This window comes from Pseudomonas sp. GW101-3H06 (genome assembly GCF_059424605.1).
The window spans coordinates 1,262,270-1,286,804 of sequence record NZ_JBWKZO010000001.1; the positions used below are offsets into that span (position 1 = coordinate 1,262,270).

The window sequence follows — 24,535 nt, forward strand, 5'->3', positions numbered from 1 at the left end:
TTTTGTTGTTCTTCAGCTCAGAGGCCAATGCTGGTGACAGGCATGACGTACTGCCGAGGCGCTGCTCAGCTTGAGCAGGTCCTGGCTGATGCGACGGCATTCGCTGGCGTCGAGGTGGCGTACGCGGTCCTTGATTTCACCGATCTGCACCGGGCTCACCGACAGTTCGCTCACGCCCAGCCCGATCAGCACCGGCGTGGCCAGCGGATCGGAGGCCAGCGCGCCACAAACCCCGACCCAGCGTTTGTGCTGCGCAGCACCGGCACAGGTCTGCGCGATCAAGCGCAACAGCGCCGGGTGCAGGGCGTCGACCCTGGAGGCGAGGCCGGCATGGTCGCGGTCCATGGCCAGGGTGTATTGCGACAAATCGTTGGTGCCGATGGACAGGAAGTCCGCGTGTTCGGCCAGTTGCTCGGCCAGCAGTGCGGCGGCCGGGACTTCGATCATCACCCCCAACTCCGGGCGCTCGCTCAAGCCCAGCTCGATGCACAAGGCGTCGAGGCGCTGGCGGATGTGCAGCAGTTCGTCGACTTCGGTGACCATCGGCAACAGGATTCGGCAACGGGACAACGGCGTGACATGCAGCAGCGCACGCAGTTGCTGGTCGAGCAGTTCCGGGCGGGCCTGGGCCAGGCGAATGCCGCGCAGGCCGAGCACCGGGTTCGCTTCGGCGGGTAAAGGCAAATAGTCGAGTTGCTTGTCGCCACCGACGTCGATGGTACGGATGATCACCGATTTGTCGCCCATGGCATCGAGGACCGCTTGGTAGGCGCGATGTTGCTCCTGTTCGTCCGGCGCGGTATTGCGGTCGACAAACAGAAACTCGGTGCGCAACAGGCCGACGCCATCTGCGCCATTGGCCAAGGCATCCGCGGCTTCGGCGCTGGAGGCGACATTGGCGGCGACTTCGATGCGCAGGCCATCCTGGGTTTGCGCCGGGCTATGCGCCTGGGTCTGTTGCTCGGCGCGGCGTTTCTGATGGTCAAGCTGCGCCTGCTGCACCTCAGCCAGGCGTTCGGCGCTTGGCATCAGTTCGAGACGACCACCGTTCGCGTCCAGCACGACCGCCTGGCCCTGTTCCTGATCCAGCAGCGATGAGCCCAGCGCGACCAGGCACGGCAAGCCTTTGCCCCGGGCGAGAATCGCCACATGGGACGTCGCGCCACCTTCAGCCATGCACAACCCGGCGACACCTTGCTGGCTCAGTTGCAGCAGATCGGACGGGGTCAGCTCGTGAGCGGCGACGATGGCGCCGGGCGGTACGTCGTAATGCCAGGCTTCACCGAGCAGGGCGCGCAGCACCCGTTGCTTGAGGTCGCGCAGGTCGTTGGCGCGTTCAGCCAACAGCGAACTGCCCAGTTGCTGGAGCATGTCGCACTGTACGTCGATCGATTGGCTCCAGGCGTGGGTCGCCGCCGTCCCGTGGTCGATGGACAGATGGGCGGCGTCCAGCAATGCCGGGTCTTCCAGTAACGCGAGATGGGCGGCGAAGATGGCTTCTTCGTCAGTATTTTTATGTTTTCTGGCCTGGGCCAAGGTGCCGGCGATTTCACTGCGGACCTGGCTCAGTGCGCAATCGAGAGTTTGCCGTTGTTGCGCCGGTTCGTTGTGCCCGACATCCGCAGGCAGGCTGATGGCGTTCAAGCGAAACAGTGGCCCGCCGACCAGCCCCGCAGAGGCGCAAACGCCATGCAACACGCCGGCTTCAGCCACTCGGTTGCGTTGGATCATCGGTGTCGGGGCCGCGGCGTGATGTTCTTCGGGCAGTGCCGTGGACAGCGCGGTCAACAAGGCTTGCAATGCAGCTTCGGCGTCCGGACCCTGGCAACTGACCTGCACGTCGTCCTGCTCGCCGATAGCCAAGCCCATCAGGCCGATCAAGCTGTCGCATTTCGCCGATTTACCGGCGAAATGCAGCTGCGATTTGCTCTTGAAACCCTGGGCGGTCTGCCGAATCAACGCGGCTGGCCGCGCATGCAAACCGCCACGGTGGGCAATGCGGATGTGGCCGACCATTTCTTCGCCGGCCGGCTCCACGTCCGCCTGCGCGCCCGCGCCATGGCGGCGGATGATGTGCAGCAACGGCTCGCCGACTTTCACCGATTTGAGGGTGATGGGGCGGGCCTGAAAGTCCTGGCTGTTGGTGAGGATCAGCAGGCTGACCAGGCTTTTGCACTGTTGCGCGACCTGGTCTTGGTCGTAGCGCAGCAGCGGCTGGCCGTTGGCAACCCGTGCGCCTTCCTGAACCAGCATCGAAAAGCCCCGGCCTTGCAGTTCGACCGTGTCGAGGCCCAGGTGCAGCAGCAGTTCGGCGCCGTTGTCGGCGCGCAGGGTCACGGCGTGGCCTGTGCGCGCGACGTGTACCACGACACCGGCGCAAGGCGCGTGCAGGGTGTCGTTCAACGGGTCGATGGCGATCCCGTCACCCATGGCGCCGCTGGCAAACACCGCATCCGGGACTTTGGCGAGCGTGAGCACCGGGCCGCTGAGCGGGGCGCTGAGGGTCAGCTCTTTATTGTTGTTGTGCATGGCTCGGTCTCATTGAAAACAGAATTCGGATCGGTTCGCTCCCACAGGGGCGTTGCCTTTAATGGGTGCGCGTCACTTTGCTCAGGTGCCGTGGCTGGTCCGGGTCCATGCCGCGTGCAACCGCCAGCCCGGCGGCCATTACATAGAAACTCTGGATCGCCAGGATTGGATCGAGGGCCGGGTGTTCGGCGCGGGTCAGGGTCAGGTCGCGCTCGCTCACGTCATCGGGCGCCGCCAGCAATACCCGTGCACCGCGCTGACGCATGTCTGCCGCCAGGCTCAACAGGCCGGCTTGTTCGGCACCGCGAGGGGCGAAAATCAGCAATGGGTAGTGCTCGTCGATCAGCGCCATGGGGCCGTGGCGGACTTCGGCGCTGCTGAAGGCTTCGGCCTGAATCGCTGAGGTTTCCTTGAATTTGAGCGCCGCTTCCTGAGCGATGGCGAAACCGGCGCCACGGCCGATCACCATCAAGCGCTGGCAATCGCGCAGGGCCTCGATAGCCAGGCTCCAGTCCTGCCGCGCGGCATCGCGCAAGCCTTCGGGCAAGGCGAGGCCGGCTTCGAGCAGTTCGGCATCTTCTTTCCAGTGGCCGATCAACCGGGCGCTGGCGCTGAGCGTGGCGATGAAACTCTTGGTCGCGGCGACGCTGCTTTCAGTGCCGGCCAGCAGTGGCAGGCTGAATTCACAGGCGGCCTCCAGTGGCGAGTCGACGGCGTTAACCATCGAAATGCTCAGCGCGCCACGTTTGCGCAACAGTCGCAGGCTGTTGACCAGGTCCGGGCTCTGCCCCGATTGCGAAAAGGCGAACGCCACCTGACCGCTGACTTTCAACGGTGCCTGCTGCATGGTCACCACCGACATTGGCAACGATGCCACCGGGATGCCCAGCCACTGCATGGTCAGGTAGGCGAAATAACTGGCGGCGTGGTCGGAACTGCCGCGGGCCACGGTCATGGCCACTTGCGGCGGCTGACGGCGCAAGCGTCCGGCGATCTCGATCATCGGTGGGTCGAGTTGCTGCAGTTGGGCTTGCACGGCCTCGAACGAGGACAGCGCCTCTTCAAGCATTTTTGAAGTCAATGTCTTCTCCTTCGACCATGACGGCGGTCAGTTTCAGTGAGCGATCCAGCCGCACGCAGTCGGCCCAGGCACCCGTTTTCAGGCGCCCGCGTTCGGTGAGGCCGAGGTAATCGGCGGGAAATTGCGACAGGCGTTGCGAGGCCTCGGCGATCGGCAAACCGATCTTCACCAGATTGCGCAAGGCCTGATCCATGGTCAGGGTGCTGCCGGCCAGGGTGCCGTCAGGCAGGCGCACGCCGCCCAGGCATTTGGTCACGGTGTGGCTGCCGAGCTTGTATTCGCCGTCGGGCATACCCGCTGCGGCGGTCGAGTCGGTCACGCAATACAGGCACGGGATCGAGCGCAAGGCCACGCGCATCGCGCCGGGGTGTACATGCAGCAAGTCCGGGATCAGTTCGGCATATTGGGCGTGGGCCAGCGCAGCACCGACGATGCCCGGCTCGCGGTGATGCAAGGGACTCATGGCGTTGTAGAGATGAGTGAAACTGGTGGCACCGGCTTGCAGCGCGGCGACGCCTTCTTCGTAACTGCCGAGGGTATGGCCGATCTGCATGCGTACACCGCGGCCGCTAAGGGTGCGGATCAGCGCATCGTGGCCGGCGATTTCCGGGGCGATGGTGATGACGCGAATCGGCGCCAGGGCCAGGTATTGCTCGACTTCGGCCATCATCGCGGTGTGGGCGAAGTTCGGTTGCGCGCCGAGTTTGCCGGGATTGATGTAGGGGCCTTCGAGGTGCACGCCCAGCACCCGGGCGCTGCCCTTGGGCCGATTCCGACAGAACTCGCCGACGGCTTTGAGCACCTGGGTGATTTCTTCGCTCGGCGCGGTCATGGTAGTGGCCAGCAGCGAGGTGGTGCCGAAACGCACATGGGTCCGGGTGATGGTTTCGAAGGCGGGCGCACCTTCCATGATGTCCTTGCCGCCACCACCGTGAACGTGCAGGTCGATGAAACCCGGCAGCAGATAGGGCAGGTCGTTGTCCGCCGGATCACAGGGCACGCCTTCGATGGACACGACCTTGCCGTGTTCGTGGAACAGCCGGCCGCGAACCCAGCCGTCGGCGGTGAGGATGTTGTCTTCGGACATGAATCGGTTCTCGGTTGATCGATCAGCGAGGTGGCTTTCTATCGAGGAAGCGCTTCATCGACGAAGCTCTTCATCTACGGAGCTCTGCGACAAAATCGTAGTAATCATTGCGGCAATAGGTGTCGGTGACTTCGATGGGCGTGTTGTCTTCGAGGTAGCCGACCCGGGTCATCAGCAACATGGCGGTGCCGGGGGCGATGCCTACCAGCGCGGCGAACTCGTGAGAGGCGTTGATGGCTTGTATGTGCTGCAAGGCGCGCACGACAGGTTTGCCAATGCCGTCGAGGTATTCGTAAAGGGAATCGCCCACTGCCTGTGGTTTGGGAATGATCGAGGCGGGCAGGGTACTCATCTCGATGGCCATCACCGTGTCGTCGGCCTTGCGCAGGCGTTTCATGCGCGCCACCTTGTCGTTGGGCGACAGGCCGAGGCGGATCAGCTCTTCGTGGGTCGGCAGGGTGATTTCCCGCTCCAGCCATTGCGAACCGGGAACAAACCCCTTGAGGCGCAACATTTCGCTGAATCCCGACAGGCGCGACAACGGTTGTTCCAGACGTGGGGTGATGAACGTGCCGGAACCCTGGTTGCGACGGATCAGACCCTGTTCGAACAACACTTCCAGTGCCTTGCGTGCGGTGACGCGGGATATGCCCAGCATTTCGCTGAGGTTGCGTTCCGATGGCATGGCCTGCTCGGCTTTCCACTGGCCGGCATGGATCGCCGCTTCCAGGTTGCGCGCCAGTTGCAGGTACAACGGCGTGGGCTGGGTGTCGTCAGGGCGCAGGGCGTGTAGGTCATTCATGCAGGTATGGTCCGATGCGGATGTAAGATTGTTGTCGCTCGGTTGTGGGGTAAAAACTAATACCACTTAAATACCATGTCAACGCGGTGTCCTGGCTTGAGGCGCAGATAAACCGGGCTGTTCAGGTGTTTTTGGAGTGGGTGGGTTTGAAGTGGTATTAGAGGTGGGGATTTTGAAAGCAAAGATCGCAGCCTTTGGCAGCTCCTACGGGTGGAAGTGGTATCTGCTCTGTAGGCGCTGCCGAAGGCTGCGATTTTTTGAATTTATTTTTTGGCGGGCGACCGAAGGTAGCGGTCAGAGGCTGATCAGTGTGGCGAAGGGGCAAGCTTCCTCGCCACCAAAGCTCGCCTGTCACAAAAAAGTTTACGGACGGATTTCGATCATCGTGCCGTCCGGCACCAGGTTCCAGATTTCGCGCATGTCCATGTTGCGCATGGCGATGCAGCCGTCGGTCCAGTCCAGGGTGTGGAACAGGTCTTCAGGGTTGTCTTCAGTGTCGGGGGTGCCATGGATCATGATCATGCCGCCGGGGTCGACGCCTTCACGTCGTGAGCGAGCGGAGTCACTGATGTTCGGGTAGGAGATGTGCATGGCCAGGTTGAAGCGGTCACTGACCTTGCGCCAGTCGAGCCAGTAGAAACCTTCCGGCGTGCGTTTATCGCCCTCCATCAGTTTCGGCCCTATGGGGCGCTTGCCCAGAGAAATGCGATAGGTCTTGAGCGGCTTGCCGTCATTGATCAATTGCAATTGGTGGGCAGACTTGAGAACCAGGACTTTCTCGATGACTTTGCCGTCCAGGGATCCCACGGCAGACGCCTGGGACACCGCAACGAACGACAAGCAGAACAGGGCAAGCAACCAGCGCATTGAAACGATTCCCCAGGAGGTGTCGCGACTATTTATTTATAGATGTTTTTTAGTTGGCAGGCTGAGCAAGCGGCGGGATCGATTCAGACCGTACGGGGTAGACCTCGGTCCGCCGGTCAGCGAAGAAGCATTCTAAGGTACGGCCCACTGTGCGGAAAGCCAGCTCGTCCCAAGGGATGTCCGCTTCGTCGAATAATTGCACTTCGAGGCTCTCGGGGCCGGCGGCGAAGTCCAGGTCCGCCAGTTCGGCGCGGAAGAACACATGCACCTGGCTGATATGCGGCACATCAATCAGCGTATAGATACTCAGGTTGCGCACCCGGGCGCAGGCTTCTTCGGCGGTTTCACGAATGGCCGCCTGTTCGATGGTTTCGCCGTTTTCCATGAAGCCGGCGGGCAGGGTCCAGTAACCCAGCCGAGGCTCGATGGCGCGTCGGCACAGCAGGACCTTGGTGCCCCAGGTCGCCAGGCAGCCGGCGACGATATTGGGGTTCTGGTAATGAATGGCGTGGCAACTGTCACAGACAAAACGCAGGCGCGAATCGCCTTCGGGAATGCGTTGGGTCACCGGGTTGCCGCACTGACTGCAAAATTTCATGCTTGGTTTCCTGAATGCTGCGCCTATCTTGGCGTGCGGCGGTGTCTGTCGGCAAGTTGTCGTTTCGCGACACGCCGCCATCCGGGGGGTTGGGCGACCGAAGCGATTGGTGCATGATGCAAGGTAAGGCACAAATCGAGAACACTCATGCTGGACGAGCTACTGCATCGGGTAAGTAACCACACACCGCGCGCGCTGGAGACTGACCGACGTTTCCCCGAGGCTGCCGTATTGGTGCCCATTACCCGCAGTGACGAGCCGGAACTGGTGCTGACGTTGCGTGCCAGCGGGCTCTCGACCCATGGCGGCGAAGTCGCCTTCCCCGGCGGCCGGCGTGACCCCGAAGACCCGGACCTGATTTTTACCGCCCTGCGCGAGGCCGAAGAAGAGATTGGCCTGCCGCCGGGACTGGTCGAAGTGATCGGTCCGCTGAGCCCGCTGATCTCCCTGCACGGCATCAAAGTCACGCCTTATGTTGGTGTAATTCCGGATTTCGTCGAGTACCAGGCCAATGATGCCGAAATCGCCGCCGTGTTCAGCGTCCCGCTGGAGTTCTTCCGCAAGGACCCGCGCGAGCACACCCATCGCATCGATTACCAGGGCCGCAGTTGGTACGTGCCGAGCTATCGCTATGGTGAGTACAAGATCTGGGGATTGACCGCGATCATGGTCGTCGAGTTGATCAACCTGCTCTATGACGCCAAGATCAGCCTGCATCAACCGCCAAAAAGCTTTATCAATACCTGAAGCCATCATTGGAATGGCCTGAACACGTGACGCCGTGAGGACAACACAATGAAATACCGCTTGGGCGACGCCCGTGTCGAGACCCACCCGGACAGCTGGGTCGCACCCAACGCCGTGCTGGTGGGCAAGGTCAAGCTGGAAGAGGGCGCCAACGTCTGGTTCAACGCTGTGCTGCGCGGCGACAACGAGTTGATCCTGATCGGCAAGAACAGCAACGTCCAGGACGGCACCGTGATGCACACCGACATGGGCTACCCGCTAACCATCGGTACCGGCGTGACCATCGGCCACAACGCCATGCTGCATGGTTGCACCGTGGGCGACTACAGCCTGATCGGTATCAACGCTGTGATTCTCAATGGCGCGAAGATCGGCAAGAACTGCATCATCGGCGCCAATTCGCTGATCGGCGAAGGCAAGGAGATTCCGGACGGTTCGCTGGTCATGGGTTCGCCGGGCAAAGTGGTGCGCGAACTGACCGAGCCGCAGAAGAAAATGCTCGAAGCCAGCGCCGCCCACTATGTGCATAACTCACGGCGTTATGCCCGCGACTTGGCTGAGCAGGAACAATGACTGCACCAGAACGTCCGGTGTTATCGCCCTGCGTGAATATTTGTGCGCTGGACGACGATGACATCTGCACCGGGTGCCAGCGCACGGTGGAAGAAATCACCCGCTGGAGCCGGATGGACAATGCCGAGCGGCGCAAGGTGCTGGAGTTGTGTCATGAGCGGGCCAAGTCCAGTGGGTTGGTGTGGATGATCGGGGCCAAACCGGGGAATTGAGGCGCGGCCTTCGCGAGCAGGCGTCTTCGCTGACACCACCGCCTCCTCTGAAGTACCCTGCACGCCACATTCACAGGTACTCGCACACTTCATGCTCTTCCTCATCGCCTACATCAGCAGCGTCGTGCTGATCAATTACGCCTTTTCCACCGCCCCGGACCTGGACATCATCTGGTCCGCCTGGGGTGGTCTGGTGTTCGTGCTGCGTGACATGGTGCAAACCCGCTTCGGCCACGGCGCGATCGCGGCGATGCTGGCGGCGCTGGTGTTGTCCTATGTGACGTCCGATCCGTCCATCGCCCTGGCCAGCGCCACGGCTTTCGCGGTGTCCGAGTGCATTGACTGGCTGGTGTTCAGCATCACCAAGCGCCCGCTGCACGACCGCCTGTGGATAAGTTCGGCCCTGAGCATCCCGCTCGATACCTTTATCTTCTTCGGCATGATCGATGCGCTGACCCCCGGTGTGATCCTCACCGCCCTGGGCTCGAAGTTCGCCGGCGTGACCGCCGTGTGGCTGATCATGGCCTGGCGCCTGCGCAAACAGGCTCTCGTCAGCTGAAGCCAAACCCCGCGGTTCATGTAAAATGCCGCGCTTTCTCCCATGGGATGCGCGCCCGGCGTTGCATTCCTCGATGATCCGCTTCCTTGAGGACCTTCAGATGACCCGTATCGGAACTCCATTGTCGCCCACTGCGACCCGTGTATTGATGTGTGGCTGTGGCGAGTTGGGCAAGGAAGTGGTGATCGAGCTGCAACGCCTGGGCGTTGAAGTGATTGCCGTGGACCGTTACGCCAATGCGCCGGCCATGCAGGTTGCCCACCGCAGCCACGTGATCAACATGCTTGATGGCGCGGCCCTGCGTGCAGTGATCGAAGCCGAAAAGCCGCACTTTATCGTGCCGGAAATCGAAGCCATCGCCACCGCGACCCTGGTGGAACTGGAAGCCGAAGGCTTCACCGTGATCCCGACCGCACGTGCCGCGCAGTTGACCATGAACCGCGAAGGCATCCGTCGCCTGGCCGCCGAAGAGCTGGACCTGCCGACCTCGCCGTACCACTTCGCCGATACCTTCGAGGACTACAGCAAAGCCGTCGAAGACCTCGGTTTCCCATGCGTGGTCAAGCCGGTCATGAGTTCGTCGGGCAAAGGCCAGAGCCTGCTGCGCAGCGCTGATGACGTGAAGAAGGCCTGGGATTACGCGCAAGAAGGTGGTCGTGCCGGTAAAGGTCGGGTGATCATCGAAGGTTTCATCGATTTCGACTACGAAATCACCCTGTTGACCGTGCGTCATGTCGGCGGCACCACATTCCTCGCGCCAGTCGGCCACCGTCAGGAAAAGGGCGACTATCAGGAGTCCTGGCAGCCACAAGCCATGAGCCCGATTGCCCTGGCCGAATCCGAGCGCGTGGCCAAAGCCGTCACCGAAGCCCTCGGTGGTCGTGGTCTGTTCGGTGTAGAGCTGTTCATCAAAGGCGACCAGGTGTGGTTCAGCGAAGTCTCGCCGCGCCCGCACGACACCGGCATGGTCACAATGATTTCCCAGGATTTGTCACAGTTCGCCCTGCATGCACGGGCGATCCTCGGCTTGCCGATCCCGGTGGTGCGCCAGTTCGGACCTTCGGCTTCGGCGGTGATCCTGGTGGAAGGTCAGTCGACCCAGACCGCTTTCGCCAATCTTGGTGCCGCATTGAGCGAGCCGGATACCGCGCTGCGTCTGTTCGGCAAGCCTGAAGTCAATGGCCAGCGCCGGATGGGTGTGGCACTGGCACGCGACGAGTCGATCGAAACCGCTCGCGCCAAGGCCACCCGTGCGTCGCAGGCGGTGGTTGTCGAGCTGTAAAAACAGCGACGGCGGGCCTATACCTTCTAGGTGTGGGCTCGCACATACAGGGATTACGCCGCAAGGACGGGCGCAAGACCTTTCATCAATGCTTCAGGCCTGTACCCCATGAATTCGCAAAGCATCATCGTCCCGAAAATCTCCACGCTGCCGGTGCATGAACCCCGGGCGCGGGCAATCGTGCGTTGGCTGGTGCGCAAGAACATCATCAAGGAAGAACTCACAACCTGTGGTCGCACCGGCAATCGCATGGCCCACGCCATCGGCGAAGGCGCACGCGATGTGGTCCTGCACCCGCAAGCCCTGCCGTTCGGCGAGCCGATCAATGGCCTGGAGATCATCACCAAGCGCTGCATCTATACGCCAGCCAAGGGTTTTTTGGGCGAAGCGGGCTGTGCCGAGTGTCGCAAGGAAATCGGCGAAGCGCTGTTTGAAAGTCTGGAAGACTGGATGCCGGGGCGCACCGACAACTTCACCTGCCCCGAATGCGGGCATGAAGATGACATCAACGGCTTTCTGTTCCTGCAGGAATGCGGCTTCTCCAATTTGGGGTTCATCTTCAACAATTGGGCCGAAGCGGGGTTCAAGCAGGCATTTCTCGACGAATTTGCCGATTGGCTGGATCAGCCTGTCAGTTGGGTGAAAGTCGAGTTGTAATACGGCTGGATGACCGTGTTGTCGTTTATCGCTGACAAGCCAGCGCCCACAGGATTGCACCGAATCTGTGGGCGCTGGCTTGTCAGCGATGCTGTTCAAAGCCCCCGTCGATCACTGCGTCGATAATAGACAGAGTTTTACATTGAACCCGAGGGGGTGTCTGACTATAATGGCGCGCTTCCATTTTCCCGCTCGGGAGCCCCCGCGATGCTGCGTATCAGCCAAGAAGCTCTGACATTCGACGACATTCTCCTAGTGCCCGGTTATTCCGAGGTGCTTCCTAACGAAGTCAGTCTCAAAACCCGCCTTACCCGTGGCATCGAGCTGAACATTCCTCTGGTTTCTGCCGCCATGGACACCGTTACTGAAGCCCGTCTGGCAATCGCCATGGCTCAGGAAGGTGGCATCGGCATCATCCACAAGAACATGACCATCGAGCAGCAGGCTGCCGAAGTCCGCAAGGTCAAGAAGTTCGAAGCCGGTGTCGTCAAAGACCCGATCACCATCGAGGCGGATGCCACGGTTCGTGACCTGTTCGAACTGACCCGTCTGCACAACATCTCCGGTGTTCCGGTGCTGCACGATGGCGACCTGGTCGGCATCGTCACTTCCCGTGACGTGCGTTTCGAAAACCGTCTGGACGCCAGTGTCCGTGAAGTGATGACGCCTAAAGAGCGCCTGGTCACGGTCAAGGAGGGCGCCGACAAGAACGACGTTCGCGAATTGCTGCACAAGCACCGCATCGAACGCGTGCTGATCGTCGACGACAAGTTCGCCCTCAAAGGCATGATGACCGTCAACGACATCGAAAAAGCCAAGGCCTACCCACTGGCCAGCAAGGACGATCAAGGTCGTCTGCGCGTCGGTGCTGCCGTCGGTACCGGTAAAGACACCGGTGATCGCGTCGCCGCCCTGGTCAATGCCGGCGTTGACGTGGTGGTGGTCGACACCGCCCACGGTCACTCCAAAGGCGTGATCGACCGCGTTCGCTGGGTCAAAGAGAATTTCCCTGAAGTGCAGGTCATCGGCGGCAACATCGCCACCGGCGCTGCCGCCAAGGCCCTGGCCGAAGCCGGCGCTGACGCCGTCAAGGTCGGTATCGGCCCTGGCTCGATCTGCACCACCCGTATCGTCGCTGGTGTCGGCGTTCCGCAAATCAGTGCCATCGCCAACGTCGCCGCTGCCCTTGAAGGCACAGGCGTTCCGTTGATCGCCGACGGCGGCATCCGTTTCTCCGGTGACCTGTCCAAGGCCATCGTTGCCGGTGCCTCCTGCGTGATGATGGGCTCGATGTTCGCCGGTACCGAAGAAGCGCCAGGCGAGATCGAACTGTTCCAGGGCCGTTCGTACAAGGCTTACCGTGGCATGGGTTCGCTGGGTGCCATGTCTCAGGCGCAAGGTTCCTCCGACCGTTACTTCCAGGACTCCTCGGCCGGCGCCGAGAAGCTCGTTCCGGAAGGCATCGAAGGGCGTGTTCCGTACAAGGGCACCCTGAGCGCCATCATCCACCAACTGATGGGCGGCCTGCGTTCTTCCATGGGCTACACCGGTAGCGCCAACATCGAAGAAATGCGCACCAAGCCTGAGTTCGTGCGGATCACCGGCGCCGGCATGGCCGAGTCCCACGTCCACGACGTGCAGATCACCAAGGAAGCGCCAAACTACCGCGTAGGTTGAGCCTTCAAGTAAAAAGTTAACGACCGGGGCTGTTTTATTCAGCCCCGAGTTGTTTCTGAATCACGACTGTTACTGAATGACTTAGACGAGACTGAATCATGGCCCTCGATATTCACGCTCACCGCATCCTGATCCTCGACTTCGGTTCCCAGTACACCCAGCTGATTGCCCGCCGCGTGCGTGAAATCGGTGTGTACTGCGAACTGCACCCGTTCGACATGGATGACGAAGCGATTCGCGAATTCGCACCGAAGGGGATCATCCTCGCCGGCGGCCCCGAGTCCGTGCACGTGGCTGACAGCCCGCGCGCGCCACAAGCGGTCTGGGACCTGGGCGTACCGGTCTTCGGTATCTGCTACGGCATGCAGACCATGGCCGAGCAATTGGGCGGCAAGGTTGAAGGTTCCGAACTGCGTGAGTTCGGTTACGCCCGTGTCGACGTGGTCGGCAAGAGTCGTCTGCTCGACGGCATCGAAGATCACATCGACGCTGACGGCCTGTTCGGCCTCGACGTATGGATGAGCCACGGTGACAAGGTCACCAGGATGCCGGAAGACTTCCATATCCTGGCCAGCACCCCGAGCTGCCCGATCGCCGGCATGTTCAGCGACGAGCGCGCTTACTACGGCGTGCAGTTCCACCCGGAAGTGACCCACACCAAGCAAGGCGGTCGCATCCTGTCGCGCTTCATCCTCGACATCTGCGGCTGTGAAGCGCTGTGGACCCCGTCGAAGATTGCCGAAGACGCCATCGCCCAGGTCCGTGCCCAGGTCGGCACCGACAACGTACTGCTCGGCCTGTCCGGCGGTGTCGACTCCTCGGTTGTTGCCGCACTGCTGCACAAAGCCATCGGCGACCAACTGACCTGCGTCTTCGTCGACAACGGCCTGCTGCGTCTGCACGAAGGCGAGCAAGTGATGGCCATGTTCGCCGAGAACATGGGCGTCAAGGTGATCCGCGCCAACGCCGAGGACCAGTTCCTCAACAACCTGGCCGGCGAAGCCGACCCGGAGAAAAAGCGCAAGATCATCGGCCGTACCTTCATCGACGTGTTCGATGCCGAATCCTGCAAGCTGGACAACATCAAGTACCTGGCTCAGGGCACCATCTACCCGGACGTGATCGAGTCGGCTGGCGCGAAAAGCGGCAAGGCCCACGTAATCAAGTCGCACCACAACGTGGGCGGCCTGCCGGAAGAAATGAACCTCAAACTGGTTGAGCCACTGCGTGAGCTGTTCAAGGACGAAGTCCGTCGTTTGGGCCTGGAACTAGGCCTGCCGTACGACATGGTCTACCGCCACCCGTTCCCGGGCCCGGGCCTGGGAGTGCGCATCCTGGGTGAAGTGAAGAAAGAGTACGCCGACCTGCTGCGTCGCGCTGACCACATCTTCATCGAAGAACTGCGCAAGGCCGATTGGTATCACAAGGTCAGCCAGGCATTCGTGGTATTCCAGCCGGTGAAATCGGTGGGCGTGGTCGGCGATGGCCGTCGTTACGCCTGGGTCGTGGCCCTGCGTGCCGTAGAAACCATCGACTTCATGACCGCGCGTTGGGCACACCTGCCTTACGAACTGCTGGAAACGGTCAGCGGCCGCATCATCAATGAAATCGAAGGCATCTCCCGCGTCACCTACGACGTGTCGAGCAAGCCGCCAGCGACGATTGAGTGGGAGTGATCCCGCGCGGCGCCCTCTAGAGCTCAACGTTAGATTCGAAGAGGCGCAAGAGGGGTTTTAGAAAATGCCAGTCAGTTATGCTGACTGGCATTTTTGTTTTTGGGAAAGCGCCGAAGCAAGAGTCGTCGTATTCAGTGGATGGCAACAGCAGGCGTAAGTATTAAAGAAACTGTGATCGAATCAAATCCGTATCAAACGGCGTTATCCCTTGATCAGGTGCAAACACCGCCTGTGCCTGCTGCGGCGAAGCCACTCGTTCGCCTCGTGCTTGTACATGCAAATCGAACAGAGTCTCCAAATCAGGCCGTGGTGTATGTACCAAAGCCCGTAGCATCAACGATATCCCGCTGAGGTTGTTCCCGACATTGTTCCACCGGGGAGATGAGGTCAGCCCCAGATCGGCCCAGATCACTCGCCGCTCCTGCAAGTCCATTACAAATGGCAGACAGATCTGTGTGTCGGATGCGATATCGATACGGTCGAACACGGTTCGCGGCTCGAATACTTCACCCGACGCCGCGTCGGCGCGGGCCATCCAGCCAGCGAAGCATTCTGGAAGATCGCAATACGGCTGCTCGGTGAATGAGTTGATAGACGTGACGACGTAGCGGATACCTTTCTTGACGAGGACATCAAGGTCGAGGTCGATGAACTCCGAAGCCCCGTCGGGCGCGTCGACGATGTCGCCGCTGTGGTAACCGCCAAAACCCTTCAGGTTGTAGTACGCGACCGTTTGTGTGAACACGAAGTTGGCGTCGAAAAATGCGGCGGACAGGTCGATGTCCGTGCGTTCGCGACCGTTCTTCCACCACAGGAACAGGCGAATGAAACGTGTGTCAGGCATAGGCAACCGACTACCCCGCACCAGCGTACGTAGCGACTTTGATGAGGCACGCTGCGCCAGCGGCACCCTGTATTCGCGTAATGCTGGATCGATGAAACAGCGGCCTAGTGGCGGCAGCGAGGCAAAACGCTTTACGAGAGCGTCCTCGCAGATTCGGGCTGCACCAGCCAAGATGCCGGGTGTGAGAGGGGCGCGGCGATCCTTGATGCCATAGATTTTGGCGAATGAACCTTTCGGTGTGAAGGCCCGCAGGGGCAGAGGGCGCGGAGCACGTACCTGGGCCAGCAACTGCAGCAGGACAGGAGAGGACACTTGTGTCGCAATCGCCTCGAACGCGTCGAGAACCAACTCTGGTTCCGTCGCGCGCCGCAGGGTCGCGTCCAGCCGTCGTGCGAACTCACCAGGACGGCTCTGTAGCAGGGGGGTAAGCGTGGCGATGTGACGCTGGGCCAGCATTATTTCGACACGTGAACCAAACGAGGCCGGCGATACGTCGCGACGCGCTGCGGTGATGGCGGCCAGAGCTTGCGGGTACTTATCGGCATAATCGCCCGGATGCAGTACTTCAGCCAGGCGTTTCCAGCGTTCAGCATGGCGCATCACGTCTTCTGCAGCGTTGGGTATGTGGTCGAGCAGGCGCAACAGCCGACGGCGCATCGAGCGCTTCATTGCGGTGAAACGAGTCGAAGCGGTCGTCAGCGACACGTCTCCTCCATTCAGCGCGACCGCGAGTCGTAGCACGTCAGTCGCCGTTTCGACGTTTCGCTCCAGGAATGCATCCACCCGTGCATCGCCAGCAACATGCAGGATCAGTGCGCCGCCAACCTGTGCACGGATCTCCCGAAACGGGACGGCCTCAGGCAGTAGACGGAACACATCGCTTTTGTACTCTTGGATAAACCAGACAACATCGGCAGTTTCCTCTTCGGAGAGCGAGGTGCGCGATGAAACCAGCGGCTCGAGCAGTGATTCGAACTCAGAGACGCTTCCCGGTTCGATAACGCGGGATATGAAGTTGCCTTCAAGCAACGCAGGTCGAGAGTGTTCACTGGCTGGTAAACGCCAATGCGTGAGGTAGTGTATGACGGCGCTAAGGTATAACTCACCCTCTGAAGCCGTCAGTACCTGATCTGGAAAGTCAGGATAAAACGGCTTGTGGTGTACATGAGCGCCGGTCTGCCGTCGAAGCACTCCGACAACGTCGCTCAGCCAATGCGTGAGTTCTGCCGCCGACAGCATGCTGATTCGCTCAATCAGTGGCTCTGATAGTACGCATCGGAACGCCGCAACTTCCCGGACGGCCGACGCAACCTGAGCGCGCGTGGCACCGCCGGTGCCCATAGGAACGTGAACTTTAGTACGGCGACGCAGGAACAGTTCCTGATTCATCCTTGATTTTCTCCCTTGTCCGCCGTTTCGAGTGAGCTGCAGCATCGTGTCTGCAGTTGATGTAAAAACGCCTGCAAGAAGCAGGCGCGGTGTGGAGAGCGGAACCCCTAGGTCATAGGAGGTTTAGAAGGAAGGTGTTCCATAGCCACGGAGGCATTTTACGGAGAGTAGTCCCCGTTTGTCAGGTTGCTGCGCATCCCAACGGTAACAAGCTGCTTCACCGAATAGGGGGCTGATGAGCGAACAGGTCGCTCGTCCATTGGAGACAATGCCGATACCATGAAGAGTTGAATGAAGCTCGCCCGTGCATTGATTGTCCCGGCTATATCTCTATTTTCACACCTTCGCCGGAGAGGGTTCGGGCGGTTCACACTCTCGCGTGAGCGCTCTATCGACCTTTCCCGGCGGGCGAGCGTTACCGCGCGGAAACAGACACGAGGGAGCTTGTTTGGACGCAGTAGTATCTGCCCGGTCACCGGCCTGAGGAAGCGAGGAACTGGCGAGCAGACGGTGAATGTTTGCTTGTGACACCGTTTACCAATCGAACGAATCGCCGTCAGCCCGCCAGTAGGGGCAAGGGGAGATGGTATATTTCATGGTGTCCGCTTACACGATGTTAATAACTGATTGAATTGAGAAATTACAATAGAGTGGGACTGATCCCACTCATGCCTTGACGACTTGAGGCATTGTCTATCCTGAAGGCCGCGTGAAACCTGGTTTCACGCGGCCTTGCTGTTTCCACTGCAAAGGTTTCGACCAACCCGCCAGGGTCACGTTTTCAAGAGCGAGGCGACACGGTCGAAGCGTTTTTCATGACGGGTGGGCCAGGCGGGGCACCAAAGGTGACTTACGCCCGGGCTTCCGTGGTTTAAACGGGGATACGGCTTTGCAGGCTCAGTCCCTGACTGTTGCGAAGCGCGCTTGAGAGTTCGTCCAGATTGGCAAATGGAACGCCGCTGACCTGCGGCCATGACGGGCGCATGATGCGCACATCGCCATCTGCCAGTGATTCTATGGCGGTCTGCACCAGCGCTCCGCTCTGACTGCGGTGCACCAATGTGTAGGCACCGTCCGTCTTCTCGATCACGTACATCCCCGGACGAAAAAGCAGGCGTCGCAGCTGTGACTCGTTCCTGTTGACCGGCGGCGCTTCCATTTGCAGGCGCAGGTCCGCGTGAAAGGTATCGGCCGTTCCGTGAGACAAATGATTATTGAAAAAGGGGCCACGTTCTATTTCGATGCCAGGGTCAACATCAAGCCTTTGCCCTTCACCCGGATTGACCTCTTCTATCCGCATACCGATGCCGCCTTTGAGTTCGCTGAGTCCCGCCAGCCCTCTGAACGTGTTGGTATTTTCTACACCGGTCAACACCACCCATTTCCCGGAGGAATTAAGCGCTCGGTCGGAGAACATGATATCGCTCGTCAGATGGTTGGCCATCATTTGCTCATCCACCGGTGGCAGCGCCAGCGGCCTTCTGTAGTAAGCCGTGCAATCGGTTGCCTGTACGCGTATGCCCTGCTGTCTGGCGGTTTTCACAAGTTCCAGTTCGTCGAACTGGCCGGCGGGATCGGCGCTTAGATGGGTCAGATACGCGTTCAGGTCCTCGGACATGACCCCGGTGTTGAAATAGTTATTGAGTTCGACCTGAGCGAAGTCGATGAGCAGGCGGCGCATGTAGATGGTTTTGACGCCTTGGGCAGCCAGTGCCGGCATGTTCTCGATCATCAGGCGCATGCTTGTGATCCGGTCCAGGGTTTCACCGATGACCAGCCCGGGTGTCGCTTTGAAAATAGGTTCGATCAGCGATTCGAATGTTGTTGAACTGTCCACGGCCGGGATTGGCGGGCGCTGGGGCAGACTCTCCCAGGAGAGGTATTGATAAAAGCGTCTGGCAGAGGCCTGGAGTGCGTTCGCTTTGGCGGTGAAATTCAGTGCATATCGATCCGGAGCGATCAAGTCTCCATTGGGTCCCACCTGAAGTTGAATGTGGGTTTCGCGTATCTGCAACGCCCATCTCCTGAGCCCGGCCCTGGCGTGCGCTTCAACATCGTAGGGCGTTGTTACCAGCCGTGGAGCCCTTGAGGTCGAAGCTTGCGGTTGTGCGCTGACTGAAGAGTGCGGCGCATGGGTGCCCCTTTCTGCGCCTGGCGGCTCGACGTTCGGCGCCGGCTCGCGCGCAGCCATTTCCAGCTCCACTGCACACTCTTTGCCCAGGCATTGCCCGCCCGCCTGCAACCCGAGTTTGGGCATGCGTTCCCAGTTGCCTTCGGCATTCAAGCGTACGGGCAGGGAATGGATGAACTGGTTGGGTCTTGCCGGATCGACAATCGCCCAATAGCCGCTCTGCGAATCGGGAAAGTAGCGTACGTAATAAGGGAGGTCGTTCATTGAAATGGCATAGGGCGGATCGGAATCAACCCGGTAAACACCCTGGAATTTTCCGGGCTCGGTGATCAGCCTTTCTTCGTCGAGTAACTCGTTGCATTGATAGGTTTGCGGTATTCCCCACGGCTGGCCAGGCTCAAAGGGGGTAGGGCTTGTTTCTCCAATAGGTGGCAACACCTCTACTGGCGACTCTGGCTCGCGGGGATTGGATGCGGGTTGCTCCGGTGGCGGTTCAGTTTTTGTCAGTTCAGCCATTTCAGCCGCTTCGGCGGCGTCAACCTCTGCGCCGACTTCCGCCATCGACCCGACGCCTTTGAGGAAGGGCAGGTTAAGCAACGTATCAATGGCACTGAAGATCGCACCGATGACACCTTCCTTGCGCTCGCTCGCGCTCTTGCCATTGACGGCCTGGTCGATGTTGAGCCCCATGTTCGCCAGGCTGGCCCCGATCACGGGCAGCGCCAACGGCCAACCAACGGCGGCCATCGGGCCAAACACCTTCAAACCGGCACTCAGGTAACCAATCCACAATTTTTTGCGCAGATCGCCATTGGAGGTCAATGACAAGTCTGCTTCAGCGTACATTGCCGAGCGGATCGAATTTCGCAACCAACTGAAGGCATCGCCCGTCACGCTCAGGTCTTTCCGGTTGATCATGTGATGGTCGGCGTGACCCCAGGTGCTGACCAATCGATTCATCAGGTCCGTGATGTTTTCGGTGATGTCCAGGCGGTCGGCCAGCGAGAAATGATTGATGAAGGCCCCATGAGGCACTTCATGGTTCATTTTGTTCAACGCCCACCAATGCATCTCCATGGGCGTTTCGAGTACGTGAAACGCCTCGGTCTCTCCCGGTACGTAAAGGATTTGCCGGCCTTTGGTGTTGATGATGCGCAGAATATCGGTGGCTACGTGCCCGGCGATATCCAGGGCGCATACCCGCAGTCCAGAGCCGGCCGATGTTTCGCTCTGGAGCATGTCCAGGCTGACCGGCCACGTCAGCGGACCGATGACGGCGCGAACCGCCGTTTGAAAATCGTCATCGGTCAGTTTGCCGCTGTCCCGTGCCGCAACTGCCTTGCTCAGAAAATTGCACTTGGCCAGGGTTCGGAACTCGTTGGCATAGTCGCCCCAGAACTGTTGAAGTTTGTTGCGATAGAGCTCGCTGAAGTTGATGCGCCAAAAATCCTTCATGACTTCGCTGCCATGCAAATGCACTTCATTGGTGGCATCGAAGTTTTTTCCGTCCGGCCCTGCGGTATAGAAACCGCCATACAAATCCAGCAGGTCAGCATTGTCCTGATCGGTCGCGCGGAAGCGGTGAATGACCAATTGGGTCAGGGTCAGGGATTCATAGGGCTTTTCGTCGTAGTGCTGCCAACCGGTGAATGACGACGCCATGTGCTGGGCGGTCCTGAATCGGTGGAAATAGACTTGATCGGGGTCGAGGCCGGTAAGGCCATGGCTGACCAGCAGGTTTGCGGCGACCTCATGGGCGGTGTCGTACAGACTTGGGCAAGCCTTGACGACATGGGCGGCGATGACCTTGAGGGCAGCCTTGTCCGCTGCGTTAGGCAGTGAACGGTTTTCAGTCGGATTCATAGGATCTCTATCCTTGAGAAGTGGACGTCGAGGATGACCCATTCACTCAGGGACAATGCACTGAATATGTAGCGCCAACGGCGATTCGATGTCGTGTAGTGACCGCTCCGGCTGCGTCCATCCGCCGCGCTACTCTTACTGTTTCGCAATCGCAGGTGTATCGTATTCGCCTTTTGAGGGCCTCTGGGCCTGTCGTTGATTGTGAGGTAGTTGAGTTCATGTCCTTTACCCGTCGCCAAATCCTCGGTGGCCTGGCCGGTCTTGTTGTCGTTGGCTTCGGAGCGGGAGGCGCGGCGCGTTACTGGCTGGGCAAGAGGGCCGACGCCGAGGCGGGTCATGATTACGAACTGATTGCCGCGCCGCTGGACGTCGAACTGGTGGCCGGGCACAAGACCCCCGCCTGGGCGTTCGGCCCGTCGGCACCGGGTACCGAGTTGCGGGTGCGCCAGGGTGAATGGTTGCGGGTACGCTTCATCAACCACCTGCCGGTGGCGACCACCATCCACTGGCACGGCATTCGCCTGCCGCTGGAAATGGACGGCGTGCCGTACGTGTCGCAATTGCCGGTGCTGCCCGGTGAATATTTCGACTACAAGTTCCGCGTGCCGGATGCCGGCAGCTACTGGTATCACCCCCACGTCAGCAGCAGCGAAGAACTCGGCCGTGGGCTGGTGGGGCCATTGATCGTCGAAGAACGCGAGCCGACCGGTTTCCAGTACGAAAAAACCCTGAGCCTGAAGAACTGGCATGTCGATGAGCAGGGGGCTTTCGTCGATTTCAGCATTCCTCGCGAAGCGGCCCGTGGCGGCACGGCGGGTCGCCTGTCGACCATCAATGGCATCCCGCAACCGGTGATCGATCTGCCTGCCGGGCAAATCACCCGGGTGCGCCTGCTCAATCTCGACAACACACTGACCTATCGCCTCAACATTCCTGGCGTTGAAGCGCAGATCTATGCGCTGGATGGCAATCCCGTCGAGCCTCGGCCACTGGGCAAGGAATACTGGCTGGGCCCTGGCATGCGTATCTGCCTGGCGATCAAGGCTCCGCCAGCCGGTGAAGAATTGTCCCTGCGTAATGGCCCGGTGCGCCTGGGCACATTGCGTTCCGTGGCCAATACCGACACGCCAACCGAGTGGCCACCCGCACTGCCTGCCAATCCGGTGGCCGAGCCGGACCTGGCCAATGCCGAGAAACTCAACTTCAATTTCGAGTGGGTGGGCTCGGTGTCGGTCAACGTCGACAATGGCAGGCCGCCGAGCTTGTGGCAGATCAACGGCCAGGCCTGGGACATCACCGACAAGACCTGCGCAGACCGCCCGATTGCCAAGCTTGAGAAGGGCAAAAGCTATATTTTTGAATTGAAAAACATGACTCAGTACCAGCATCCGATTCATCTGCACGGCATGAGCTTCAAGGTCATCGCTTCGAACCGGCACAAGGTCATTCCGTACTTCACCGACACGTACCTGCTGGGCAAGAACGAACGCGCACAAGTGGCGCTGGTGGCCGATAACCCTGGTGTGTGGATGTTCCACTGCCATGTGATCGACCATATGGAAACCGGCCTGATGGCCGCGATCGAGGTGGCCTGATGCGTCAGATTCGACCCGCCGCAATCATCGACCGTAGCCGTGACCGTGATTTCATGCGCGAAGCCCTGGTCCTGGCCGCGCAAGGTGCCGCGCTTGGCGAAGTGCCGGTGGGCGCGGTGCTGGTGAAGGACGGCGAAATCATCGGTCGCGGCTTCAATTGCCCCATCAGCGGCAACGACCCCAGCGCCCACGCCGAGATGGTCGCCATCCGTGCTGCGGCCCAGGCCGTGAGCAACTATCGCCTGACGGGCAGCACGCTGTACGTGACGCTGGAGCCGTGCAGCATGTGCGCCGGGCTGATCGTGCATTCACGGATTGCGCGGGTGGTGTATGGCGCGCTGGAGCCCAAGGCCGGGATTGTGCAAAGCCAGGGTCAGTTTTTCACCCAGGGCTTTTTGAATCACCGGGTGTTGTATGAGGGGGGCGTGTTGGCGGAGGAGTGTGGGGCTGTTTTAAGCGAGTTCTTCAAGGCCCGCCGGGCCAAGCCTGCAGATTAAACACCGAACCAATGTGGGAGCGAGCCTGCTCGCGAATGCGGTTTACCATTCAGCATGGATGTTGACTGATTTACCGAATTCGCGAGCAGGCTCGCTTCCACAAGGAATTCTCCAGTGTTTTGGAGATCGGGGTCCTACTTGCGAGCCACGATGACCGCCCGCATCGGCGCCGGCAGCCCTTCGATGGTCTTGCTGTGATCCTGCGGATCAAGGAAGTCGCTGAGCGACTGATACTTCATCCACTCCGTCCCGCGCTGTTCCTCGACCGTGGTCACGCTCACATCCACGCATTTCACATCGGTGAACCCGGCACGGCGCAACCACAGTTCAAGCGCCGGCACCGAGGGCAGGAACCACACGTTTCGCATCTGTGCATAACGATCTTCCGGCACCAGCACCTGATGTTTGTCACCTTCGACTACCAGGGTTTCGAGCACCAGTTCGCCGCCCTTGACCAGGCAATCCTTCAGCGCCAGCAAGTGTTCGATCGGCGAGCGACGGTGGTAGAACACACCCATTGAGAACACCGTGTCGAAACCTTCCAGATTTGGCGGCAGGTCTTCAAAGGGGAACGGCAAATGCCAGGCATTCGGCTCGGACAAGTAACGCTGTACCGCCTGGAACTGGCAGAAGAACAGCCAGTTCGGATCGACGCCGATCACGCTGTCCGCACCGGCGCCGAGCATGCGCCACATGTAGTAGCCGTTGCCGCAGCCGACATCGAGAATGCGTTTGCCCTTCAGATCCAGGTGCGGGGCGACCCGTGACCATTTCCAGTCCGAGCGCCATTCGGTGTCGACGTGCACGCCAAACAGATCGAACGGCCCCTTGCGCCAGGGCGAGAGGCCCATCAGCGCCGTGCGCATCTGCGCGCGGGTTTCATCGTCGCAATCGGTGTCCAGTTTCAGGCCATTGAGCAAATCGACTTCGCTCGGCAGGATCTTTGGCAAGGCATCCAGCGCGCTTTGCCAGCGCTCCAGGTCGCCATGACCCTTTTCCATTTTCTTGTCGAGTTGCGCTTGCAGGGTGTTGGCCCAGTCGGCCAGCGGTGTGCCGGTCAGACGGCGGGCGAGGGGGGACAGATCAATCATGGCAAGGCAATCAACGAGGCAAAGTTAAGACACTGGAACCACGGCACGACTTTCGAAAACCCGGCGGCCAGCAGGCGTTCGCGGTGTTCTTCTAGACTGTCGGGCTTCATGACGTTTTCGATGGCACTGCGCTTCTGGGCGATTTCCAGTTCGCTGTAGCCGTTGGCGCGTTTGAAGGCGATGTGCAGGTCGGTCAGCAGGGCGTGTTCCTGCGGATCATTGAAGCGCAGCTTCTCGGACAGGATCAGCGCGCCGCCGGGCAGCAGGGATTGACGAATGCGCGAGAGCAATTCGGTGCGCCGCTCCGGAGCGATGAATTGCAGGGTGAAATTCAGCGCCACCACCGAAGCGGGCTGGAAGTCGAGGGCGAGGATGTCGCCTTCGATCACTTCCACCGGCAACAACTCCTGGAACATCGAATCCTGGCCATTGAGGTATTCGCGGCAGCGCTCGACCATGGCGGCGGAGTTATCCACAGCGATGACGCGACAGCCATCGGTGCGCACATGACGGCGCAGGGCCTGGGTCACGGCACCCAGTGATGAGCCGAGGTCATAGAGCACGCTGTTGGGCTGGGCGAACTGTGCGGCGAGCACGCCGAGGTTTTCCACGATGGTCGGATAACCCGGTACCGAGCGCTTGATCATGTCCGGGAACACCCGCACCACGTCCTCGTTAAAGGCGAAGTCAGGCACCTGGGCCAAAGGCTGGGCGAAAAGGCGATCGGATTCTTTGCTCACGGCGGTTCCGGCGGTGTCGATGAAAAGGCCGGCATTTT

20 protein-coding genes are annotated in these 24,535 nt (G+C 60.3%); 10 read left to right on the top strand and 10 right to left on the bottom strand.

What is annotated here, in order from left to right; genetic code table 11:
* Positions 1–12: 12 nt before the first annotated feature.
* From ptsP to AC07ZE_RS05780, 6 genes are all read right to left on the bottom strand, one after another.
* Positions 13–2,529 carry a phosphoenolpyruvate--protein phosphotransferase gene (ptsP, locus tag AC07ZE_RS05755; RefSeq protein ID WP_207262214.1) on the bottom strand — a complete coding sequence of 839 codons (2,517 nt, stop codon included), beginning with the start codon at positions 2,527–2,529 and terminating at the stop codon, positions 13–15.
* Between the two features lie 58 nt (positions 2,530–2,587).
* Positions 2,588–3,610, bottom strand: a complete 1,023-nt coding sequence (locus tag AC07ZE_RS05760; protein ID WP_207262216.1) for an SIS domain-containing protein — start codon at positions 3,608–3,610, stop codon at positions 2,588–2,590.
* On the bottom strand, positions 3,591–4,697 hold the full coding sequence (gene nagA, locus AC07ZE_RS05765; protein ID WP_207262221.1) for an N-acetylglucosamine-6-phosphate deacetylase: 1,107 nt from the start codon (positions 4,695–4,697) through the stop codon (positions 3,591–3,593). The genes AC07ZE_RS05760 and nagA overlap by 20 nt, the downstream gene beginning before the upstream one ends.
* 70 nt (positions 4,698–4,767) lie before the next feature.
* Positions 4,768–5,499, bottom strand: a complete 732-nt coding sequence (locus tag AC07ZE_RS05770; protein ID WP_207262222.1) for a GntR family transcriptional regulator — start codon at positions 5,497–5,499, stop codon at positions 4,768–4,770.
* Between the two features lie 363 nt (positions 5,500–5,862).
* The gene (locus AC07ZE_RS05775; RefSeq protein ID WP_095193745.1) at positions 5,863–6,366 is read right to left on the bottom strand and encodes a L,D-transpeptidase family protein; all 504 of its coding nucleotides are present in this window, start codon (positions 6,364–6,366) and stop codon (positions 5,863–5,865) included.
* Between the two features lie 49 nt (positions 6,367–6,415).
* Positions 6,416–6,964: an NUDIX hydrolase gene (locus tag AC07ZE_RS05780; RefSeq protein ID WP_095193744.1), complete on the bottom strand. Its 549-nt coding sequence runs from the start codon at positions 6,962–6,964 to the stop codon at positions 6,416–6,418.
* Positions 6,965–7,111: 147 nt separating this feature from the next.
* Here AC07ZE_RS05780 and AC07ZE_RS05785 point away from each other — a divergent pair, with 147 nt between their 5' ends.
* The 8 genes from AC07ZE_RS05785 (at position 7,112) to guaA (ending at position 14,347) form a co-directional block, all read left to right on the top strand.
* Entirely contained in the window at positions 7,112–7,711 is a 600-nt protein-coding gene (locus tag AC07ZE_RS05785) for a CoA pyrophosphatase (RefSeq protein ID WP_137804788.1), read from the top strand.
* 48 nt (positions 7,712–7,759) lie between these two features.
* Complete coding sequence (locus AC07ZE_RS05790; RefSeq protein ID WP_095193742.1) at positions 7,760–8,284, top strand: gamma carbonic anhydrase family protein; 525 nt, start codon at positions 7,760–7,762, stop codon at positions 8,282–8,284.
* Entirely contained in the window at positions 8,281–8,496 is a 216-nt protein-coding gene (locus tag AC07ZE_RS05795; RefSeq protein WP_207262223.1) for a DUF1289 domain-containing protein, read from the top strand. The genes AC07ZE_RS05790 and AC07ZE_RS05795 overlap by 4 nt, the downstream gene beginning before the upstream one ends.
* 91 nt (positions 8,497–8,587) lie before the next feature.
* On the top strand, positions 8,588–9,055 hold the full coding sequence (locus AC07ZE_RS05800; RefSeq protein WP_207262224.1) for a VUT family protein: 468 nt from the start codon (positions 8,588–8,590) through the stop codon (positions 9,053–9,055).
* A gap of 100 nt (positions 9,056–9,155) precedes the next feature.
* Complete coding sequence (purT, locus tag AC07ZE_RS05805; protein WP_207262225.1) at positions 9,156–10,337, top strand: formate-dependent phosphoribosylglycinamide formyltransferase; 1,182 nt, start codon at positions 9,156–9,158, stop codon at positions 10,335–10,337.
* Positions 10,338–10,445: 108 nt separating this feature from the next.
* Complete coding sequence (locus tag AC07ZE_RS05810; RefSeq protein WP_207262227.1) at positions 10,446–10,994, top strand: sugar ABC transporter ATPase; 549 nt, start codon at positions 10,446–10,448, stop codon at positions 10,992–10,994.
* 207 nt (positions 10,995–11,201) lie between these two features.
* Positions 11,202–12,671 carry an IMP dehydrogenase gene (guaB, locus tag AC07ZE_RS05815; protein WP_095193736.1) on the top strand — a complete coding sequence of 490 codons (1,470 nt, stop codon included), beginning with the start codon at positions 11,202–11,204 and terminating at the stop codon, positions 12,669–12,671.
* A 98-nt stretch (positions 12,672–12,769) separates the two neighbouring features.
* A complete protein-coding gene (gene guaA, locus AC07ZE_RS05820; protein ID WP_207262238.1) occupies positions 12,770–14,347 on the top strand; it encodes a glutamine-hydrolyzing GMP synthase in 1,578 nt (525 codons plus the stop codon).
* A 160-nt stretch (positions 14,348–14,507) separates the two neighbouring features.
* Here guaA and AC07ZE_RS05825 read toward each other — a convergent pair whose 3' ends face one another.
* On the bottom strand, positions 14,508–16,580 hold the full coding sequence (locus tag AC07ZE_RS05825) for a TerD family protein (protein ID WP_207262247.1): 2,073 nt from the start codon (positions 16,578–16,580) through the stop codon (positions 14,508–14,510).
* A gap of 871 nt (positions 16,581–17,451) precedes the next feature.
* Positions 17,452–20,574, bottom strand: a complete 3,123-nt coding sequence (locus tag AC07ZE_RS05830; protein WP_207262249.1) for a membrane-targeted effector domain-containing toxin — start codon at positions 20,572–20,574, stop codon at positions 17,452–17,454.
* Between the two features lie 218 nt (positions 20,575–20,792).
* On the opposite strand from AC07ZE_RS05830, the gene AC07ZE_RS05835 reads away from it, so the two are divergent.
* Both AC07ZE_RS05835 and tadA read left to right on the top strand, forming a co-directional pair.
* Entirely contained in the window at positions 20,793–22,169 is a 1,377-nt protein-coding gene (locus AC07ZE_RS05835; protein WP_207262257.1) for a multicopper oxidase family protein, read from the top strand.
* On the top strand, positions 22,169–22,666 hold the full coding sequence (gene tadA, locus AC07ZE_RS05840) for a tRNA adenosine(34) deaminase TadA (protein ID WP_207262260.1): 498 nt from the start codon (positions 22,169–22,171) through the stop codon (positions 22,664–22,666). The genes AC07ZE_RS05835 and tadA overlap by 1 nt, the downstream gene beginning before the upstream one ends.
* A gap of 134 nt (positions 22,667–22,800) precedes the next feature.
* Here the strand turns inward: tadA and cmoB are convergent, their stop codons facing one another.
* Complete coding sequence (cmoB, locus tag AC07ZE_RS05845) at positions 22,801–23,757, bottom strand: tRNA 5-methoxyuridine(34)/uridine 5-oxyacetic acid(34) synthase CmoB (RefSeq protein WP_207262270.1); 957 nt, start codon at positions 23,755–23,757, stop codon at positions 22,801–22,803.
* The gene (gene cmoA / locus AC07ZE_RS05850; protein WP_207262272.1) at positions 23,754–24,497 is read right to left on the bottom strand and encodes a carboxy-S-adenosyl-L-methionine synthase CmoA; all 744 of its coding nucleotides are present in this window, start codon (positions 24,495–24,497) and stop codon (positions 23,754–23,756) included. The genes cmoB and cmoA overlap by 4 nt, the downstream gene beginning before the upstream one ends.
* Positions 24,498–24,535: the final 38 nt, after the last annotated feature.

What these genes read in the sequence shown, in the direction of transcription:
- ptsP (WP_207262214.1), bottom strand. Translation starts at nt 2,529, where the DNA reads ATGCACAACAACAATAAAGAGCTGACCCTCAGCGCCCCGCTCAGCGGC.
- nagA (WP_207262221.1), bottom strand. Translation starts at nt 4,697, where the DNA reads ATGTCCGAAGACAACATCCTCACCGCCGACGGCTGGGTTCGCGGCCGG.
- AC07ZE_RS05770 (WP_207262222.1), bottom strand. Translation starts at nt 5,499, where the DNA reads ATGAATGACCTACACGCCCTGCGCCCTGACGACACCCAGCCCACGCCG.
- AC07ZE_RS05775 (WP_095193745.1), bottom strand. Translation starts at nt 6,366, where the DNA reads ATGCGCTGGTTGCTTGCCCTGTTCTGCTTGTCGTTCGTTGCGGTGTCC.
- AC07ZE_RS05780 (WP_095193744.1), bottom strand. Translation starts at nt 6,964, where the DNA reads ATGAAATTTTGCAGTCAGTGCGGCAACCCGGTGACCCAACGCATTCCC.
- AC07ZE_RS05785 (WP_137804788.1), top strand. Translation starts at nt 7,112, where the DNA reads ATGCTGGACGAGCTACTGCATCGGGTAAGTAACCACACACCGCGCGCG.
- AC07ZE_RS05790 (WP_095193742.1), top strand. Translation starts at nt 7,760, where the DNA reads ATGAAATACCGCTTGGGCGACGCCCGTGTCGAGACCCACCCGGACAGC.
- AC07ZE_RS05795 (WP_207262223.1), top strand. Translation starts at nt 8,281, where the DNA reads ATGACTGCACCAGAACGTCCGGTGTTATCGCCCTGCGTGAATATTTGT.
- AC07ZE_RS05800 (WP_207262224.1), top strand. Translation starts at nt 8,588, where the DNA reads ATGCTCTTCCTCATCGCCTACATCAGCAGCGTCGTGCTGATCAATTAC.
- purT (WP_207262225.1), top strand. Translation starts at nt 9,156, where the DNA reads ATGACCCGTATCGGAACTCCATTGTCGCCCACTGCGACCCGTGTATTG.
- AC07ZE_RS05810 (WP_207262227.1), top strand. Translation starts at nt 10,446, where the DNA reads ATGAATTCGCAAAGCATCATCGTCCCGAAAATCTCCACGCTGCCGGTG.
- guaB (WP_095193736.1), top strand. Translation starts at nt 11,202, where the DNA reads ATGCTGCGTATCAGCCAAGAAGCTCTGACATTCGACGACATTCTCCTA.
- guaA (WP_207262238.1), top strand. Translation starts at nt 12,770, where the DNA reads ATGGCCCTCGATATTCACGCTCACCGCATCCTGATCCTCGACTTCGGT.
- AC07ZE_RS05825 (WP_207262247.1), bottom strand. Translation starts at nt 16,580, where the DNA reads ATGAATCAGGAACTGTTCCTGCGTCGCCGTACTAAAGTTCACGTTCCT.
- AC07ZE_RS05830 (WP_207262249.1), bottom strand. Translation starts at nt 20,574, where the DNA reads ATGAATCCGACTGAAAACCGTTCACTGCCTAACGCAGCGGACAAGGCT.
- AC07ZE_RS05835 (WP_207262257.1), top strand. Translation starts at nt 20,793, where the DNA reads ATGTCCTTTACCCGTCGCCAAATCCTCGGTGGCCTGGCCGGTCTTGTT.
- tadA (WP_207262260.1), top strand. Translation starts at nt 22,169, where the DNA reads ATGCGTCAGATTCGACCCGCCGCAATCATCGACCGTAGCCGTGACCGT.
- cmoB (WP_207262270.1), bottom strand. Translation starts at nt 23,757, where the DNA reads ATGATTGATCTGTCCCCCCTCGCCCGCCGTCTGACCGGCACACCGCTG.